The organism is Catenulispora sp. GP43 (assembly GCF_041260665.1).
Classification (GTDB): domain Bacteria; phylum Actinomycetota; class Actinomycetes; order Streptomycetales; family Catenulisporaceae; genus Catenulispora.
In genome coordinates, this window is the sequence record NZ_JBGCCT010000023.1 from 88,988 (window position 1) to 104,647 (window position 15,660).

The following is a 15,660-nucleotide window of genomic DNA, read 5'->3' on the forward strand; positions in this document are numbered from 1 at the left end:
GGGAGCTGGGCCGCGCCGTCGGGAATTAGGCAGGCGAACGCGCTGCGTTGCCGCCTCAGCGCCCGAGAGAACTGGGTGTCGCGCCGGTCGCGGCCCGGGTGGTCGGCGCGCCCGACGGCACATTCGTCTGCGCATTCGTCGGCGCACTCGACGCGCTCAAGGGCACGTCCGGCGGCCCGCCCGACGGCGCGGTGCTCTGCAGCGGCCTTCTCGCGCTCGTAGTAGGGGCCGAACGCTCGGAGGTCCTGGAAGCACCGGGGGTACTGGGATCTGCGGAGGTACTGGGGAGCGGGTACTGGGGGTTGGGCGGTGTCGTGACCGGGTTGGGAATGGGAGTCGGCACCGGGGTGGCAGGCGTGCTGCTCGTTAGCGGAGGCGGGCCGAGCGGCTGCACCGGTGCGGGGCCGAGCGCGGGACCGGACGGCCACAGGGCCAGCGTGATCGCGACGGCCGCCATCACCGCCCCGGCCCCCGCGCCCGCGGTCGCCGCGGCACGGACCAGGCGCCGGCGTGCCGCGCGACGGCGGACCCGCTGGAACGCACCCGGGGGCGGTGCGAGCAGCGAGACCCCGGGCCGCAGCAGCACGACCAGCTCGTCGTCGGCCAGGGCGTCGGTCATGACTTCGGTGATGTCATCGGCGGTTTCATCGAGGATGCCTGCGCCTTCGCCGTCGTGGGCACGGTCGTCGCCGTCGTCGTCCGCGGGCTCAATGAGTGTGATCAAGACGTCCTCCGAGTCCGGCGCGCAGGAGTTCCCGTGCCGCGTGTAGATCGGATTTGACCGTTCCTTCTTTCCGCCTGGTCAGCTGGGCGATCTCCCGGATCGGTAGATCGGCGTAGTAGTACAGCAGAACAGGCGTGCGCAGCCGCTCCGGGAGCGACCGCACCAGCATCCGTACCGAGACCGAGGCGTCGGCGCCCTCCGTCGGCCGCGCCAGCTCCGCCTCGGTCGTGGCCTGCCGCAGCGCCCGGCGTTCGCGGTCCAGCTTGCGCCAGTGGTCGCGGACCAGGTTGGCCGCGGTCACGTAGAGGAAACCGCGTGGCTCCCGCACCGCGGTCCAGTGTCCCCACAGGCGCGTGAACGCCTCGGAGGCGATGTCGTGGGCGGTGCCGTCATCGTCGACGAGACGACGGCACCAGCCGGCGAGACCGGGATAGAGATCGGTGAACAAGTCGGACGCCGCCCGACTCTTCTCTCCGGAATCCTTGGACCGGCTCAACTCTCTCCAGATGCTCGGAACGCGGGGAACGCTCGAAACGCGACGGGACCCACCGGCCCTATCCGGCGGTACTGGCCAGCGACGCGAACACCAAGACATTGTCGAGGTAGCCGTCGCTGGTCTTCGCTCCCCCACACGTGATGAGACGCAGTTCCGGCCGGTCCACGTTCCCGTAGACCTCCTGGGTGGGGAACTGGTCCTTGGCGACCGTCCGCACGCTGTCGACGGTGAAGACCGCCGAGGCGCCGTCCTGAAGCGTGACCACCACCCGCGCGCCGGGCCGCAGCCGGGACAGCTGGAGGAAGACGCCGTTCCCGTACTTGCCGACCGTCACGTGGCCGAGGATCACCGACGGCCCGGTCTGCCCGGGGGTCGGCGAGTTGCGATACCAGCCGGCCGGGCTGTCCGCCTTGACCGGAGGGACCTCGACCGTGCCATCGGCGGCCAGCCCGAGCGACATCACCGGAGTGTCGACGCCGATGTCGGGGATCTGCAGCCGTACCGGGACGGAGCGGGCGATCGCGCCGGGGGCCACGGGGCTCCCGGACGTGCCCGCCGACGGAGCGCCGCCGGTCGAGCCGCCCGCTGCCGCGCCGGCCGTGGAGGAGGACGTCGTGGGAATGGTCGTGGTACCGCCGGCAGACCTCCCAGTACCGCCGGCAGACGTTCCCGACGACGCGCCACAGCCGGAAGCCAGCATCAGGACGGCCAGCAGCGCCGGCCATCCGCGCGTCCAGGACGGCCGCAAGATCAGCCCCGGGCCTTGTTCCGGCGACGCAGCATCACGCCGCCCGCGCCGCCCAGGAGCAGGGCCAGCCCGGCGCCGGCCGCCTCGGCCTGCCCGGGGCCGTGCGAGGTGTCCGACGGCACGCCGGTGTTCGGCGCGCCCGACGGCACCGCCCCGACCTGGTTGCCGCCCCGGCTCGGCGCGGGCGGCGTCGTCGGCACGGCGCCGGCCGAGGGGCGGGCGCTCGGCATGGTCGTCGGCGCGGCGCTGGGCGCCGAGGAAGCCGCGGGGATGGGCACCTGCGAGGGTGACGCCGCGGTGGAGGGCGCAGTGGTGGGCTGGCTGGAGGTGTCGCTGGCGAACGCCGTTCCCGCGCCGGTGCCGGCCAGCACCATGGTGCAGGCCACGGTGGTGAACAACCGAGTACGCATGAGGTCTCTCCTCGATCGATCCCCGGGGGTCCCGGGGATCAGTGGGTCTGCGACGGATCCGGTGGATCCGTTGGGCGAATCACGCGGAGAGACGACCGGGACCGGGGTTCGGTTGTAAAGCGTTGGTAAAGGAATCGGGGCGGGGGTTCGGCGGGCATCGAGAATGAGGAGCGATCGCCCGCCGTATGCAGCACGGCGGGCGATCTGCTATCCGGCGGCGGCGAACGTGAAGAGCTTCTGGGCGTCGATGCGTACCCCGACTCCGTCCTTAAGCCCGTCCAGCCATTCCTTGAACGCGGGCCCCTGTTTCGGGACGTAGTGGTCGAGCATCGCCTGTCGCAACGGTACGCACTCCGGTCCCTGCAACCCGAACAGCTCGGCGCGGCCGTGGACCGTCACCGACATCTCCTCCCCCGGCAGGTAGGTCGCGCTGACCGCCGGACGCGCCCGCAGATGCCGGATCCGCACAGACTGCGGCCCGGAGCTGAACCACCACGAGCCGTGCAGGAAGTAGCCGTCGAAGGGCCCGGTCAGCGGGCGTCCGTCGGCGGTCACGCTGGCCACGGTGATCAGGCACATGCCCCGGAGGCGCTCGGTCAGTCCGGCGGCGTCCAGGCGGCGCTCGGAGGTGATGATGTCGCGCATGTGCGGGCCGGCGGTGGCGGCGCTGTCGTCGAGGAGGGTCTGCAGGGCGGCCAGTTCTTCGGTGGTCTCGAGCATGGGGCAAATATTTCAGACGCTACCGACAAAACAGGCCTTTGCCACACCTTGGCGGGCGGGCGAAGGCGCGCGAAGTCTCGCGGATCAGGCCAGGCGCGCGGCGAGGTCGGCGAAGATGTCGTCGATCCGGTCGACCACCAGCGACAGGTGCCCTTCGTCCGGCAGCAGCCGGACGGCCGCGCCCGGGACCCGGCTCGCGAGCCAGCGGCCGTGGCCCGGCGGGACCATCCGGTCCTGGTCGCCCTGCCAGACGGAGACCGGGGTCTGGATCTCGGTGGGCTTGAAGCCCCAGTCGGTGATGAAGGCCAGGTCGTCGTCGCGCCAGCCGGCGATGCCGGTGGACACCGCCTGGCGGAACGCCGCAGCCGTGTACTCGGCGAAGTCGTCGGTCAGAGCCCTGCGATCCACCTCGGAGACCAGGTCGCCCAGCGCGCCCGCGATCTGGTCGCCCCGCACCGCCGCCAGCGCGTCGGCCTGCGCGCCCAGGTAGGCGGAGAGCGGCTCGACGCCGGCCGTGGCCGCGCCGAACTCCTCGACGTTCTCCGCGCCCATGTCCTCCAGCCAGTCCAGGCCCTCGGCCGAGTACGGGGCGGCACCGGCGATGGTCGCCGCCGCCACGCAGCGCCCCGGCAGCAGCGCGGCGCAGGCCAGGGCGTGCGGGCCGCCGCCGGACCAGCCGACGGTCAGGAACCGGTCGGCGTCCAACTCGGCCAGCAGGGCGGCGACGTCCTCGGCCACTGAAGCGATAGTCCGGCCGGGCTGCGGCGAAGAGCCGGCGTAGCCGGGACGGCTGTGGATGACGAACCGCAGGCCGTGCCGCGCGGCGGCCTCGACCATCGGGTCGAACAGCACGGCCGCGAACGGCGTGCCGTGGTGGAACACGAGCGGCGTCCCGCTCTCCGGGCCGGCCACCAGGTACTCCAGGATCCGGCCGTCTGCGAGGCGAAGGCTGCTCATGGGGAGGAAGCTACCGGCTGCGGGCCCCGGCGACTACCGGGGATCGCACCGACCCCGGCCCCGTGCCAGTACCACCCGGGGCGACACCAGGGGATCCGGGCCCGGGCGACCAGGGCCCGGTACGGGCGCGACACACCGCCACCACGGGGGAGTCTGGCTCAGTCAGATGATCCGCGTGAGAGGAAGTCCGCCATGGCCGTCACCTACACCGCCACCGTCGAAGTCACCGGCGAGGGCCGCAACGGCGGGACCGCCCGCTCGTCCGACGGTCTGCTCGAGCACCGCCTGGCCATCCCCAAGGAACTGGGCGGCACGAGCGACGCCACCAACCCCGAGCAGCTCTTCGCCGCCGGCTGGGCCGCCCACGGGTTCTGCCCGTATTCCAAGGCGACGCGCGGCAACATCCCGGTCACCATCGACGCCTCCGCCGTTTGAGCCGGGTGCCGAAATGTCGGAGAAGGAGGCCGAGAACACGCCTGAGGGCGCCCCCATGGCCCGCAGGACGCTGCTGGGCGTGCTCGGCGCGGGGGCGCTGGGGCTGATCGCGGCGCCCACCCTGCAGGCCGGGTGGGAGAAGGTGCTCGCCAAGGCGTCCGAGGACGACCCGACCGGCCTGACCGGTCTGCTGCCGAACCCCGGCGGGTTCCGGTACTACAGCGTCGTGGGATCGGTCCCACACAAAGGCGAGAGCGACTACGAGTTGCGGATCGACGGCCTGGTCGATCGGGCGCGGACCTACACGCTCGCCGATCTGCGCGCGCTGCCGCAGACCCGGGTCGTCCACGACGTCCAGTGCACCGACGGCTGGCGGGTCGAGAAGACGCCGTTCGAAGGCGTGCGGCTGTCCGACCTGCTCGACGACGCGGGGGTCGCCGCGAACGGCAAAGCCCTGCGATTCACGTGCTTCGACGGCGCTTACACCGAGAGCCTCACGCTCGACCAGGCTCGCCGCTCCGACGTGCTCATCGCCCTGCGGATGCAGGACGCGCCGATCACGCACGACCACGGCGGCCCCGTCCGGCTGTACGTGGCGCCGATGTACTTCTACAAGTCCGCCAAATGGCTGTCGGGCATATCGGTCACCGACCGGGTGGTCCCCGGCTACTGGGAGGAGCGCGGCTATGACGTCGACGGCTGGCTCGACGGCGCCGACAAGCAGGACGGCACGGCCTGAGAACGGCAGGGTCCGGCGGTTCACCGCCGCCGAGCGGATGGTCCACCGCGGCACCGGCGCGCTGATGCTGCTCTGCGTGGTGACCGCGGCCTGCCTCTACATCGGTCCGCTGGCCCAGGCCGTGGGCCGCCGGCACCTCATGGTCACCGTGCACGAGTGGTCGGGCATCCTGCTGCCGGCGCCGTTCCTTCTGGGACTGCTTTCCCCCGCCTTCCGCGCGGACCTGCGCAGGCTGAACCGGTTCGCCTCCTACGACCGGCGCTGGCTCCACGCGGTCCGCCGGCGCCTCGACGAACCCGCGGACCGTCCCGCCGGGAAGTTCAACGCCGGCCAGAAGCTCTACGCGGGCTGGATCGCCGGCGCGGTATTGGTGATGATGTTCACCGGACTGTTGATGTGGATCACGCACTTCCTGCCGGGTATCTCCCGGACCAGTGCCATCCTTGTGCACGACATCCTGGCCTGGGCGATCGCCGTCGTACTCGTCGGGCATATACGGAAGGCATATCAGGACCCAGAGGCACGCCGCGGTATGCGGACCGGATACGTCGATCCGGTCTGGGCGCGGCGAGAACATTCCGAGTGGCTCCGGCCGGAACTACGGGAAAAACCCTAACCAGAGCGCTCGACACCCCCCTCGACATCCGGTCGGCATCCCGGTACAGGGCCGATTGCCGGGAACCTCGCCAAGGTGTTCTATTCCCCCTGGTACGCTGCGCGTAAATGGCAGCCGCGAGGCAACAAACAGGGGGAAAAGCGTTGTCTGGCTGGAGTGTTCCGGGCTACACGGAAACCAAGAACCTCGGCGCGGGTGCGACCGGGCGAGTAGTGGCGGCCGTCCAAGACGGGACCGGCACCGAAGTAGCGATTAAATACCTGAGTCCACGCTTTGTGAACAACCCGGACTTCGTCGAGCGCTTCCGCACCGAAGCGGCGCTGCTGGCCGAGATCCGGCATCCGAACGTGGTCCAGCTCTTCGACTACGTCGAGTCCGAGTCCGACTCCGAGTCCGGGGCCGGCTCGGCGATGGTGATGGAGCTGGTCGCCGGGCCGACCCTGCACCGTGTGCTGCACGAGAACGGCCGGATGGCGCCGGAGGCGGCGCTGTCGGTGATGCGCGGCTCGCTGCTGGGCCTGGGCGCGGCGCACCAGCTGGGCATCGTGCACCGCGACTACAAGCCGTCGAACGTGCTGCTCAACGCCTACGGGGTCAGCAAGCTCGCGGACTTCGGCGTCGCCGAGCGCGCCGCGCCGATCGTCGAGACCGACCCGGACGCCACCATGCCCGGCGGCGTCGGCACCCCGGCGTACATGGCGCCGGAGCAGTGGGACGGCTCGCCGGCCCAGCCGGTGACGGACATCTACGCGGTGACCGCGTCGTTCTTCGAGTGCCTGACCGGCAAGGTGCCCTACTCGGCGGAAACGGTCTACGAGCTCGAGGAGAAGCACCGCACCGCGCCGATCCCGCTGGCCGAGGTGCCGGAGGACGTGCAGCAGCTGATCGCCCACGGCCTGGCGAAGGACCCCGCCGAGCGGCCGCAGGACGTCTCGGCGTTCGTCGCGGAGGTCGAGCGCGTCGCGACGGAGAACTACGGCGTCGAGTGGGAGGAGCGCGGCCGCCAGGAGATCGCCGTGCTGCTGCCGCTGTTCGGGTTCGTCGGCCCGGGCGGCGCCGCCGGGGGCGGCGTGGACACGCTGGCGCTGGGCCCGCAGGCTCCGGACGGCCCCGAGGACCTTGAGGCGCCGAACGGCGGGGGCAACGGGCCCGCCGGCGGTGACGGGGCCAGCCGATCATCGCTGCGCCGCATACCCGGCAAGGCCAAACTGGCCGCCGCGGTGGCGATCGTGGCCGCTGTCATCCTCACCGTCACGGCCGTGGCCGTAGCCGGCAACAGCAAGCCCATCCACCAGGCCAACCCGCCCAGCCCGACCTCGCAGGTGTCCACGCCGACGGCTGGCAGTCCCACCGGCACGCCGACGGACAGCGATTCCGGCGCCGCGCCGACGATCTCCGGTTCCAGTTCGACGAGCTCTTCGTCGGGCTCGTCGAGTTCGTCCAGTTCATCGAGCTCGTCGAGTTCGAGCTCGAGTTCGTCTGCGGCCGGCTCACAGTTCAGCTCGTCCTCCTCCTCGCCGTCGAGCCGGCCGTCCTCCAAGTCCTCGTCGCCGACCTCGGTGGGGCCGACGTCCCACAGTCCGTCTTCGCCGCCGAGCACCTCGGTCCCGACCACGCCGCCGACGAGTTCCTCCTCCTCGACCCCGCAAACCTCCATCGACGCGTCGGTCTCGGTGACAAGCGACCCAGTAGCGCAGTGCATAGCCAGTTACAGCGTGACGTTCAGGACCGGCTACCTTCCAGGCGGTTCCGCAACCATCGACTACACATGGCATCTGTCGAGTGGTCGCACTGTCGCCGGGCAACCGGAAACTTTGAAGGCGAACGGTTCCCAGAGTTTCGGGACCACAGAAAGACCAGGTAGCAGCACGAATGGCAACGTTTATGTGACCTGGTCTGCCGCTGGGACCAGTGGGAGCTCCACCCCGGTACCGGTGAAGATCGTCTGTCTCACCTAGCCGCTCCGGACAACCTCAACATCGACCCCTGAAACGCGCGCAGATCGCACGAACTCTCGCCCTTCTCAGCCCGCGGCGACCGCTTGTTCGACGCCAATCAACCCTCTTACGATCTCGCCTTGCCAGTACCCGAACTTCGCGGCATGGAGGGGAATTATGGGGGATCAAGCCACGCTGGCCTCCGACTACGCGACCGGCGTCCTGAGCAAGGACATCCCCACCGAGTTCGAGCGGATCCGGCTGCTCCAGGACTGGATCGACCCCGAGACCCGCGCCGTGATCTCGCAGATCGGCCTCGATCCGCGGTGGCGCTGCCTGGAGATCGGGGCCGGGGCGGGGTCGGTCGCGACCTGGCTCGCCGACCAGTGCGATCTGGGCTCGGTCACGGCCGTGGACATCGACACCCGTTTCCTGAACGGCATGGAGCGCCCCAACCTGCGGGTGATGCAGGGTGATATCAGTGCCCTGGATTACGAGCCGTGCTCGTTCGACCTGATCCACGCGCGCCTGACCTTCTGCCACCTGCCGAGCCGCAACGAGGTGCTCGCGAAGGCCGTGCGGTGGCTGGCGCCCGGCGGGTGGCTGGTGATCGGCGACCTGTTCAGCCTGCCCGAGGACTTCTCGACGTACGAGCTCAGGCGGCGCTTCCTCGGCGGCATGGCGAAGCTCTACCTCGCTCAGGGCGCGGACATGGCGTGGGCGCCGACGATCCCGGCCCGGATGGGACAGGCCGGGCTGCGGGACATCGGCACGCGTGCGCTGGCCAACAGCGTCGGCGACGGCGGGGCCTACGACCGCTTCTCCGTCGTGAACACACGGCAGCACTGCGCGTATCTCGTCGAACGGGGACTGCTCACCGCCGACGAGATGCAGGAGTTGCTGGTCCAGTTGGAGGATCCGGCCTTCGTGGAGCTCCGGACGATCACGGTCTACGCGTGGGGCCGGCGCGAACCGCGGTGAACCGATCGGCTCCGCGGGACGTGTAGCTACAGCACTTGCCAAAGCCGCACACCAACCGCACACCAACCGCACAGGAGACGGACCAGACGATGACAACCGTTGATCTCGCCGCCACCCAGACCGCCGACGACCAATCCTGTCCCGCGCACCCCGACGGCACCCGACGGCGCACCGCCCTGCTCGGCATCGCGGTGGCGGCCGGCGCCGTCTGCGCGGGCTGCTCGTCCTCGAAAAGCAGCGGCGCCTCTGCTGCGCCGTCGACCGCTGCCGGCGCCGGAACCTCGTCCGCAGCATCCTCAAGCTCCGACTCCGGGTCCACCGCGCCGTCCACGTCCTCCGGCGCGTCCGCACCCCTCGCGGCCACCTCGGCCGTCCCGGTCGGCGGCGGCACCGTCCTGACCGACCAGAAGATCGTCCTGACCCAGCCCACGGCCGGCACGTTCAAGGCGTTCACCGCGATCTGCACGCACATGGGCTGCGTCGTCGGCACGGTGCAGAACGGCCTGATCGTCTGTCCCTGCCACGGCAGCAGCTACCACATCGCCGACGGCTCGGTGGCCAACGGCCCCGCGCCCAAGCCGCTGGCGGAGATCGCGATCAAGGTCGCGGGCGGCGAGATCACGCAGGCGTGAAGTGCCGTGTCCTGCCGCTCCCGTCCGGGGGCGGCAGGACGCCGTCGGCAGCCTCTACGTGGGAGCTGGGTAATCGGACAGCGGGTTCGCACCGATGGTGTTCACCAGCTTCCCCAGGCCCTGTGCCTTGATCAGGTCGCGGACCTGGGTCACGGTGTAGGGGTTCGGGAGGTTCTTGTTCTCCGGGCTGAATCCGACCGTGACATAGCCGTCCGGAAAGACCCCGTGTCCCACCCCGTCGCTGTGCGGGTTGGATCCCGTTGTCACGCCGTCCGAGCCGTAGACCTCGCCGACACCGCCGATGCCCAGCTCGTACCAGACTCCGGCCGCGGTCACCCCGGACACCTCGATTTGGCCGAGGACGTTCTGGGTGAGGTGTCCGAACGTACCGTCGCCGAGGGGGATGTCACCGCCCGGCTGCGGCTTGCTCTTCACCCCCGGGGGCGTGGTGTCGAAGTAGGCGGTGCCCTCGCCGTTCGCGTTCCGGAAAGCGAAACCCGTCGCGAGGTAGACCGTCTTCGACCCGTCCGTGACAGCCTGCTGATAAGCGTGCGCGAAACCGGGGAGTGTGCTGCCCTCGGGCGCCTTCCCCAACGGCGCACTCCAGGCCAGCTGGTCGAAGTCGACGTTCGGGTTCAGGACCACGACGGCATCCGGCATCAGCGCGCGCATCTGGGTCAGGGCCCCGATGCACCAGGAGCGCGCCTCCGGCGACGACAACTTCTGCTTGGAGTCCAGGACCGGCCCGTTCACCTTGGCGCACTCTTCCTGGGGCGTCCCGGGGTTGTCGAACAGGCCGGGAATGCCAAGGGTGCTCTTGTGGCCCAGCGCCGCGGGCTTCGACGCCGAACTGCTGCCACTGGTCGGCGCCAGGGCCCCGGTTCCGACGCTTCCGTCGCGGTTCCCGCCGGCCAGCCCGTAGGCGCCGACCGTCACCGCCACCACGGCCACCGCGGCGCCACCGGCCATCAGGCGGCTGCGCCGCTGGTTCCGTTCGGCTCCGCTGACCGCGTCGGGGACCAGATCCACCAGTGGCGGCTCGCCGGTCAGGGTGTCGTCCAGCAGTGCCCTGATACGACCGGAGTTCTCAGTCATGCTCGGCCATCCATTCCCACGCCGGACACAGCCGGGCGTGCACCTTCGTCCCCGTCGAACAACGAGTCGCCGAGGATCGTGCGCAGCTTGACCAGCGCCCGCGAGGCCTGGCTCTTGACGGTGCCGGTCGAGCACCCGAGGGCCTCGGCCGTCGCCTCGACGCTCAGGTCCTCCCAGAAGCGCAGGACCACGACCGCGCGGCTGCGCGGCGGAAGCTGGGCCAGGGCGGCGAGCAGCGCCAGCCGCAGCTCGGGATGCCCCGCCTCGTCGGAGGAGCCCGGCACCCGTTCCGAGGCGCGCGCGTACTCCACGGCCCGCGTCTGCTGCCGCAACACCTTCTTACGCTGGCTGAGATAGGCGCGGACGACGACGCGATGCGCGTAGGCGTCGATCGAGTCCGCCCGCCGCGCGCGGTTCCACGCGCGGCACAGGTTCATCAGCGCGATCTGCGTGACGTCCTGCGCGTCATGCCAGTTGCCGCACAGCAGGAACGCCATCCGGCGCATGTGCGCTTGGCGCGCCTGCGCGAACTCGGTGAACTCCGGCACACGATCTCCCCTTCCGTGTCTTGCATTCGAGAGGGTATGAGGGAGCCGCTGCGGGATGGGTTGCATGTGGGTGCGTGGGTTTTACTGCGGGAACGCAAAAACGGTTCGCCACAGCGCGCCCAGGCCGCGCCGCCACGAACCGCTTTGCATCATCCGTCAGAGCGCGGGGCCGGACTCCCCTGAAGCCCGGCCCCGCGTCAGGCGTCAGCCGGTGAAGGCGGTCAGCCCGTTCGGGGTGCCCCAACCGGTCGGGCCGTCATAGCCGGTCCCGGCCGTGCACAGGTAGCTCGGGGTGCACGTCGTGGTGGCGCCGGTGGTGACGTCGTTGAGCGCCGAGGTGTGGCTGTAGATGTTCGCGGCCGGGATGGCCGCCTTCGGGGTGCCGGCGTCGGCGTAGACCGCGGCGATCAGCGGGGAGGCGACGGAGGTGCCGCCGTACACGGCCCAGCCGGAGCCGCCGTAGGTCTGGTAGACGGCGACACCGGTGGCCGGGTCGGCGACCGCGGAGACGTCGGCGACCGTCCGCTTGCTGCAGCCGGTGTCCTTCTGCCAGCTGGGCTTCGGCTCGTACGCCGAGCAGCCGGACCCGGCGCCCTCGGTGGCGCTGGTGGACCAGACCGACTCGGTCCAGCCGCGGGTGTTCGAGGCCTTCTTCAGCGCGGTGCCGCCGACGGCCGTGACGTTCGGCGAGGCCGCCGGGTACTCCACGCCGTAGCCGCCGTCGCCGGAGGAGGCGGTGATGGCCACGCCCGGGTGGTTGAAGTACTTGGTGTCGTAGCCGGTGTCCGCGCTGGACTCGCCGCCGCCGTAGCTGTTCGAGACGAACTTGGCGCCGAGCTTCACCGCCTCGTTCACCGCGGTGCCGAGATTGGCCATCGAGGCGGTCTTGGCCTCGACCAGGATGATGTGCGCGTTCGGCGCGATCGCCGAGACCATGTCCAGGTCCAGGGAGATCTCGCCGGCCCAGCCGGTGTTGTTCGCCGGCAGGGTGCTGGTGCCGGTCTGGCCGACCTGCTTGAAGCAGCCGGCGGCCACGGTGCAGGCGGGCAGGCCGTACTGGCTCCGGTAGGTGGCCATGTCGGCCGCGGCGTTCGGGTCGTTGTAGGCGTCCACGATCGCCACGGTCTGGCCGGCGCCGCCGTTGGCCGGCAGGTTGTAGGCCGACCGCAGGTCCGCCGGCCCGAAGCCGGACGGCGTGGCGTTGGGGGTCACACCCATCGCTCGGATGTGCTCGGGGACGTTGTTCACGTGCAGCGCGTCGCAGGCGGCCATGCCGGGGGCCGGCGTGTCGCAGGCCCGGGTCCAGGCGGGGCCGGCGGGCTTGGCGGGCTTGGCGGTGGGGGCGCCGGTCGCGTTCGCCGAGGTGGCCACGGCTGCCGCGGTGATGCCGAGGACCGCGACGGCGGCCAGGGATATCGCGGCGCGACGGCCGGTCGGGCGCAGGTGGGATCGCAAGCTTCTGCCTCCTGAACGAGGAGTGTGGGGGCTCGAGGGTGGCGCCGCCCCGCGGTGGCAGCGCGATTGAAACTAGTGAGCACTTAAGACGCTGACAAGGGCACCAGGGAAACTTTGCCGATCCATGACTGTGAACATGCCGGGACTCTAGGTAACGCGGAGTCAGCGGGTTCGGAAGCCCGATATTTTCAAGTTCAATTCAAGGTTTTGAAACAGGCCGCGAGAGCCACTGTGAAGCGGCCTATCGGCGTTACCCCGCCGTTCACCACACTCCCACTCGGCCCCCGGAATCAGGCTGCGGACAGCGTGGCCGCGGGGCGCGAGAGGAGAACACATGAGGCGGATACTCATGGCCGGCGCGATCGCGTCGGCCGTATCCACCATCGCCGCGCTGGCGGCCTTGGCCCCATCCGCGCAGGCGGCTTCGGTGCCCCAGGTCGTCCCCGCCGGCTGCGCCGCCACCGCAGCCGCCGGGCACGCCCACTGCGACGCCCTTCAACTGGTGCGCGGCGGGGCGAGTCCCGCGGCCCCGACCGGTTTCGGCCCCAGCGACATCCAGTCCGCCTACAACCTGGGCAGCAACCCGGGCAGCGGACAGACGGTCGCCATCGTCGACGCCTACGACGATCCCAACGCCGAGAGCGACCTGGCGACCTACCGCTCGCAGTGGGGCCTGTCGGCGTGCACCACGTCGAGCGGCTGCTTCTCGAAGGTGGACCAGAACGGCGGCACCACCTATCCCAGCGGCGACTCCGGATGGGGTGTGGAGATCACGCTGGACCTGGACGCGGTGAGCGCGGCGTGTCCCGGGTGCCACATCATGCTGGTGGAGGCGAACACCAACAACGACACCGACCTGGGCGCCGCCGTCGACGAGGCGGTGAAGCTCGGCGCGAAGTTCGTGTCCAACAGCTACTCCGACGCCGAGAGCAACTTCAGCACCGGGCTGGACACGCACTACAACCACCCCGGCGTGATGATCGCGGCGGCGACCGGCGACAACGGCACCCAGTCCGGCTCCAACGCCCAGTTCCCGGCGACCTTCCCGAGCGTGGTCGCGGTCGGCGGCACCTCGCTGAGCCAGGCCTCGAACTCGCGTGGCTGGTCGGAGACGGTGTGGAACAGCGGCGGCTCCGGCTGCTCCTCGCTGTTCGCCAAGCCCGCCTACCAGCAGAACGTCACCACCGACTGCTCGAACCGGGCCAGCGCCGACGTCTCGGCCGACGCCAACCCGAACACCGGCCTGGCCGTCTACGACAGCTACGGCCAGTCCGGCTGGCTGGAGTACGGCGGAACCTCGCTGGCCACCCCGCTGATCTCGGCGATGTGGGCCCAGGCCGGCGCCCCGGCGTCCGGTGACGACGGCGTGTCCTACCTCTACGCCAACGAGGCCGAGTTCAACGACGTCACCAGCGGCAGCAACGGCTCCTGCGGCACCGTGATCTGCAACGCGGGCACCGGCTGGGACGGCCCGACCGGCGTCGGCACGCCCAACGGCGTCTCCGGCTTCGCCTCCGGCACGACTCCGCCGCCGCCCGGCAACGACTTCTCGGTGTCGCTGAGCCCGGCGTCCGGCTCGGTGAACCCCGGGTCCTCGGCCACGAGCACCGTCGGCACCAAGATCACCTCCGGTTCGGCGGTGACGGTGCGGCTGTCCGCCTCCGGTCTGCCCTCCGGCGCCTCGGCGAGCTTCAGCCCGGCCTCGGTCAGCGCCGGCAGCAGCTCGACGCTGACGATCAGCACCGCGGCGTCCACGCCGCCCGGGACGTACTCGGTGACCGTCACCGGGACCGCGGGGAGCACGTCCCACACGGCGGCGTACTCGCTCACCGTCAACGGCACCACCGGCGGCGGGACCGTCACGGTGACGAACCCGGGCAACCAGATCTGGTTCGTCGGCTTCCAGTCCCAGGGGCTCCAGATCCAGGCCTCGGACAGCAAGAACCTGCCGCTCACCTTCCGCGCCACCGGTCTGCCTCCGGGCCTGACCATCAGCTCGTCCGGTGTCATCTCCGGGACGCCGACCACGGCGGGCACCTACCAGGTGACCGTCACGGCCACGGACTCCGGCGGCGGCACGGGCAAGGCCGCTTTCAGCTACCAGATATACGGATTCTGATAACTATGTACGGATACGGATACGGGTTCTGAGCCCGGCTCTCACTGATCGGGCGGGTCTCCACGGCGTATCGACGGTGCGCCGTGGAGGCCCGCCCCCCAGTCCCAGCGCAGCCCGACCACTCCGGGCGGGACGTCCGTGGCCATCACATGGGCCTGGCCGGTCGCCCCCACCCACACCTCGCGAACCCCTTGGTCCGGCGCGGTTTCCGTGCGCCGCTCGTAGCGGACGCAGCGCGCCGGGACGGTCGCCGGGTCGAACTGGACGCTGAGGACGTAGAGCGCCGTCGCGTAGGGAAAGAAGCGCTGATAGAAGTCAGTCTCCGTCGGAGGGGACGGCGACAGGCCGGTCAGCTCGTAGTCCACGACAGCCGTCTCCCCGCGACGCAGCACCCGGTCGAAGAGCAGCTCCGCGGCCACGAAGCCACTGTCTTTGGCGATGCGCACCCGCCCGACGCGGCAACCGTGCAGCGCGGTCAGGACCGGCGCGGGCGACGGCGGATCGTAGGTGCGGTAGAGCACGGTCATCCGGCTCAGGTCGTCGGCCTCGGCCCGGAGGACCTGGCTCGTCGCCAGTGACACCTCACGCCGGTCCGCTCCGAGGCTGTAGCGGTCTTGGGTGGACACCCGCGTGATCTCCAGACGCCCGGCGGGATCCAGCCCCTGGAGCAGTCCCTCGTATTCGTGGCGGGCATCCCACGCGTCGACGACGTCCAGCCCCGACTCCCGGCGCACAGCCGTACGCCCCCGAGGCCGGCGCGGCCCCAACTGGCCGCTCAACGCCCCGGTCGACAACCCGAGGATCTCCTCCAGCAGCGACACCGCGTGCAACGACTCCGGCCGCTCCGGCCGGCTCAGCCCCCGACGCCAGTAACTCAAGGTCGCCATCGACACGAAGGCGCCGCGGGCAGCCAGTTCCAGCCGGACCTGGTCGAGCGTCAGGCCGCTGGCCTCGATCGCCAGGTGCAGCGTCGCGGAGAACGGGCCCATGCGGACGGCATGGGCCAGGTCGCGACGTAACGGTCCCAACCGAGCGGGCTCCATGGGTA

General features: G+C 70.6%; 17 protein-coding genes. 7 read left to right on the forward strand and 10 right to left on the reverse strand.

All coding sequences use genetic code 11. From position 1 onward, the window contains the following. Positions 1–55: 55 nt before the first annotated feature. From ABH926_RS36470 to ABH926_RS36495, 6 genes are all read right to left on the reverse strand, one after another. Positions 56–724 carry a hypothetical protein gene (locus tag ABH926_RS36470; RefSeq protein ID WP_370370513.1) on the reverse strand — a complete coding sequence of 223 codons (669 nt, stop codon included), beginning with the start codon at positions 722–724 and terminating at the stop codon, positions 56–58. After that, entirely contained in the window at positions 708–1,220 is a 513-nt protein-coding gene (locus ABH926_RS36475) for an RNA polymerase sigma factor (protein WP_370370514.1), read from the reverse strand. The genes ABH926_RS36470 and ABH926_RS36475 overlap by 17 nt, the downstream gene beginning before the upstream one ends. Positions 1,221–1,278: 58 nt before the next feature. Continuing rightward, positions 1,279–1,920 carry a class F sortase gene (locus ABH926_RS36480; protein WP_370370611.1) on the reverse strand — a complete coding sequence of 214 codons (642 nt, stop codon included), beginning with the start codon at positions 1,918–1,920 and terminating at the stop codon, positions 1,279–1,281. 50 nt (positions 1,921–1,970) lie between these two features. Then, complete coding sequence (locus tag ABH926_RS36485) at positions 1,971–2,378, reverse strand: sortase-dependent protein (protein WP_370370515.1); 408 nt, start codon at positions 2,376–2,378, stop codon at positions 1,971–1,973. 207 nt (positions 2,379–2,585) lie between these two features. Beyond that, a complete protein-coding gene (locus ABH926_RS36490) occupies positions 2,586–3,098 on the reverse strand; it encodes a pyridoxamine 5'-phosphate oxidase family protein (RefSeq protein WP_370370516.1) in 513 nt (170 codons plus the stop codon). Between the two features lie 84 nt (positions 3,099–3,182). Beyond that, positions 3,183–4,055 (reverse strand): alpha/beta fold hydrolase, encoded by an 873-nt coding sequence (locus tag ABH926_RS36495; protein ID WP_370370517.1) that lies wholly within the window; start codon positions 4,053–4,055, stop codon positions 3,183–3,185. A gap of 192 nt (positions 4,056–4,247) precedes the next feature. Here ABH926_RS36495 and ABH926_RS36500 point away from each other — a divergent pair, with 192 nt between their 5' ends. From ABH926_RS36500 to ABH926_RS36525, 6 genes are all read left to right on the forward strand, one after another. Continuing rightward, positions 4,248–4,490: a hypothetical protein gene (locus tag ABH926_RS36500; protein ID WP_370370518.1), complete on the forward strand. Its 243-nt coding sequence runs from the start codon at positions 4,248–4,250 to the stop codon at positions 4,488–4,490. Between the two features lie 13 nt (positions 4,491–4,503). Then, complete coding sequence (locus ABH926_RS36505; protein WP_370370519.1) at positions 4,504–5,229, forward strand: molybdopterin-dependent oxidoreductase; 726 nt, start codon at positions 4,504–4,506, stop codon at positions 5,227–5,229. Continuing rightward, a complete protein-coding gene (locus ABH926_RS36510; protein WP_370370520.1) occupies positions 5,177–5,845 on the forward strand; it encodes a cytochrome b/b6 domain-containing protein in 669 nt (222 codons plus the stop codon). Before ABH926_RS36505 ends, ABH926_RS36510 begins: the two co-directional genes overlap by 53 nt. Positions 5,846–5,952: 107 nt before the next feature. Beyond that, positions 5,953–7,803, forward strand: a complete 1,851-nt coding sequence (locus ABH926_RS36515) for a serine/threonine-protein kinase (protein WP_370370521.1) — start codon at positions 5,953–5,955, stop codon at positions 7,801–7,803. A gap of 156 nt (positions 7,804–7,959) precedes the next feature. After that, positions 7,960–8,763 carry a class I SAM-dependent methyltransferase gene (locus tag ABH926_RS36520; RefSeq protein ID WP_370370522.1) on the forward strand — a complete coding sequence of 268 codons (804 nt, stop codon included), beginning with the start codon at positions 7,960–7,962 and terminating at the stop codon, positions 8,761–8,763. Positions 8,764–8,852: 89 nt separating this feature from the next. Next, a complete protein-coding gene (locus ABH926_RS36525; RefSeq protein WP_370370523.1) occupies positions 8,853–9,395 on the forward strand; it encodes a Rieske (2Fe-2S) protein in 543 nt (180 codons plus the stop codon). A 54-nt stretch (positions 9,396–9,449) separates the two neighbouring features. Here the strand turns inward: ABH926_RS36525 and ABH926_RS36530 are convergent, their stop codons facing one another. The 3 genes from ABH926_RS36530 to ABH926_RS36540 form a co-directional block, all read right to left on the reverse strand. After that, positions 9,450–10,490 (reverse strand): hypothetical protein, encoded by a 1,041-nt coding sequence (locus ABH926_RS36530; protein ID WP_370370524.1) that lies wholly within the window; start codon positions 10,488–10,490, stop codon positions 9,450–9,452. Further along, positions 10,487–11,038: a SigE family RNA polymerase sigma factor gene (locus tag ABH926_RS36535; protein WP_370370525.1), complete on the reverse strand. Its 552-nt coding sequence runs from the start codon at positions 11,036–11,038 to the stop codon at positions 10,487–10,489. The genes ABH926_RS36530 and ABH926_RS36535 overlap by 4 nt, the downstream gene beginning before the upstream one ends. 204 nt (positions 11,039–11,242) lie before the next feature. Beyond that, positions 11,243–12,493 carry a peptidase S8 gene (locus ABH926_RS36540; RefSeq protein ID WP_370370526.1) on the reverse strand — a complete coding sequence of 417 codons (1,251 nt, stop codon included), beginning with the start codon at positions 12,491–12,493 and terminating at the stop codon, positions 11,243–11,245. Positions 12,494–12,827: 334 nt separating this feature from the next. On the opposite strand from ABH926_RS36540, the gene ABH926_RS36545 reads away from it, so the two are divergent. After that, positions 12,828–14,612 carry a putative Ig domain-containing protein gene (locus ABH926_RS36545; RefSeq protein WP_370370527.1) on the forward strand — a complete coding sequence of 595 codons (1,785 nt, stop codon included), beginning with the start codon at positions 12,828–12,830 and terminating at the stop codon, positions 14,610–14,612. Between the two features lie 41 nt (positions 14,613–14,653). Here ABH926_RS36545 and ABH926_RS36550 read toward each other — a convergent pair whose 3' ends face one another. After that, positions 14,654–15,655: a hypothetical protein gene (locus ABH926_RS36550; RefSeq protein ID WP_370370528.1), complete on the reverse strand. Its 1,002-nt coding sequence runs from the start codon at positions 15,653–15,655 to the stop codon at positions 14,654–14,656. Positions 15,656–15,660 lie beyond the last annotated feature (5 nt).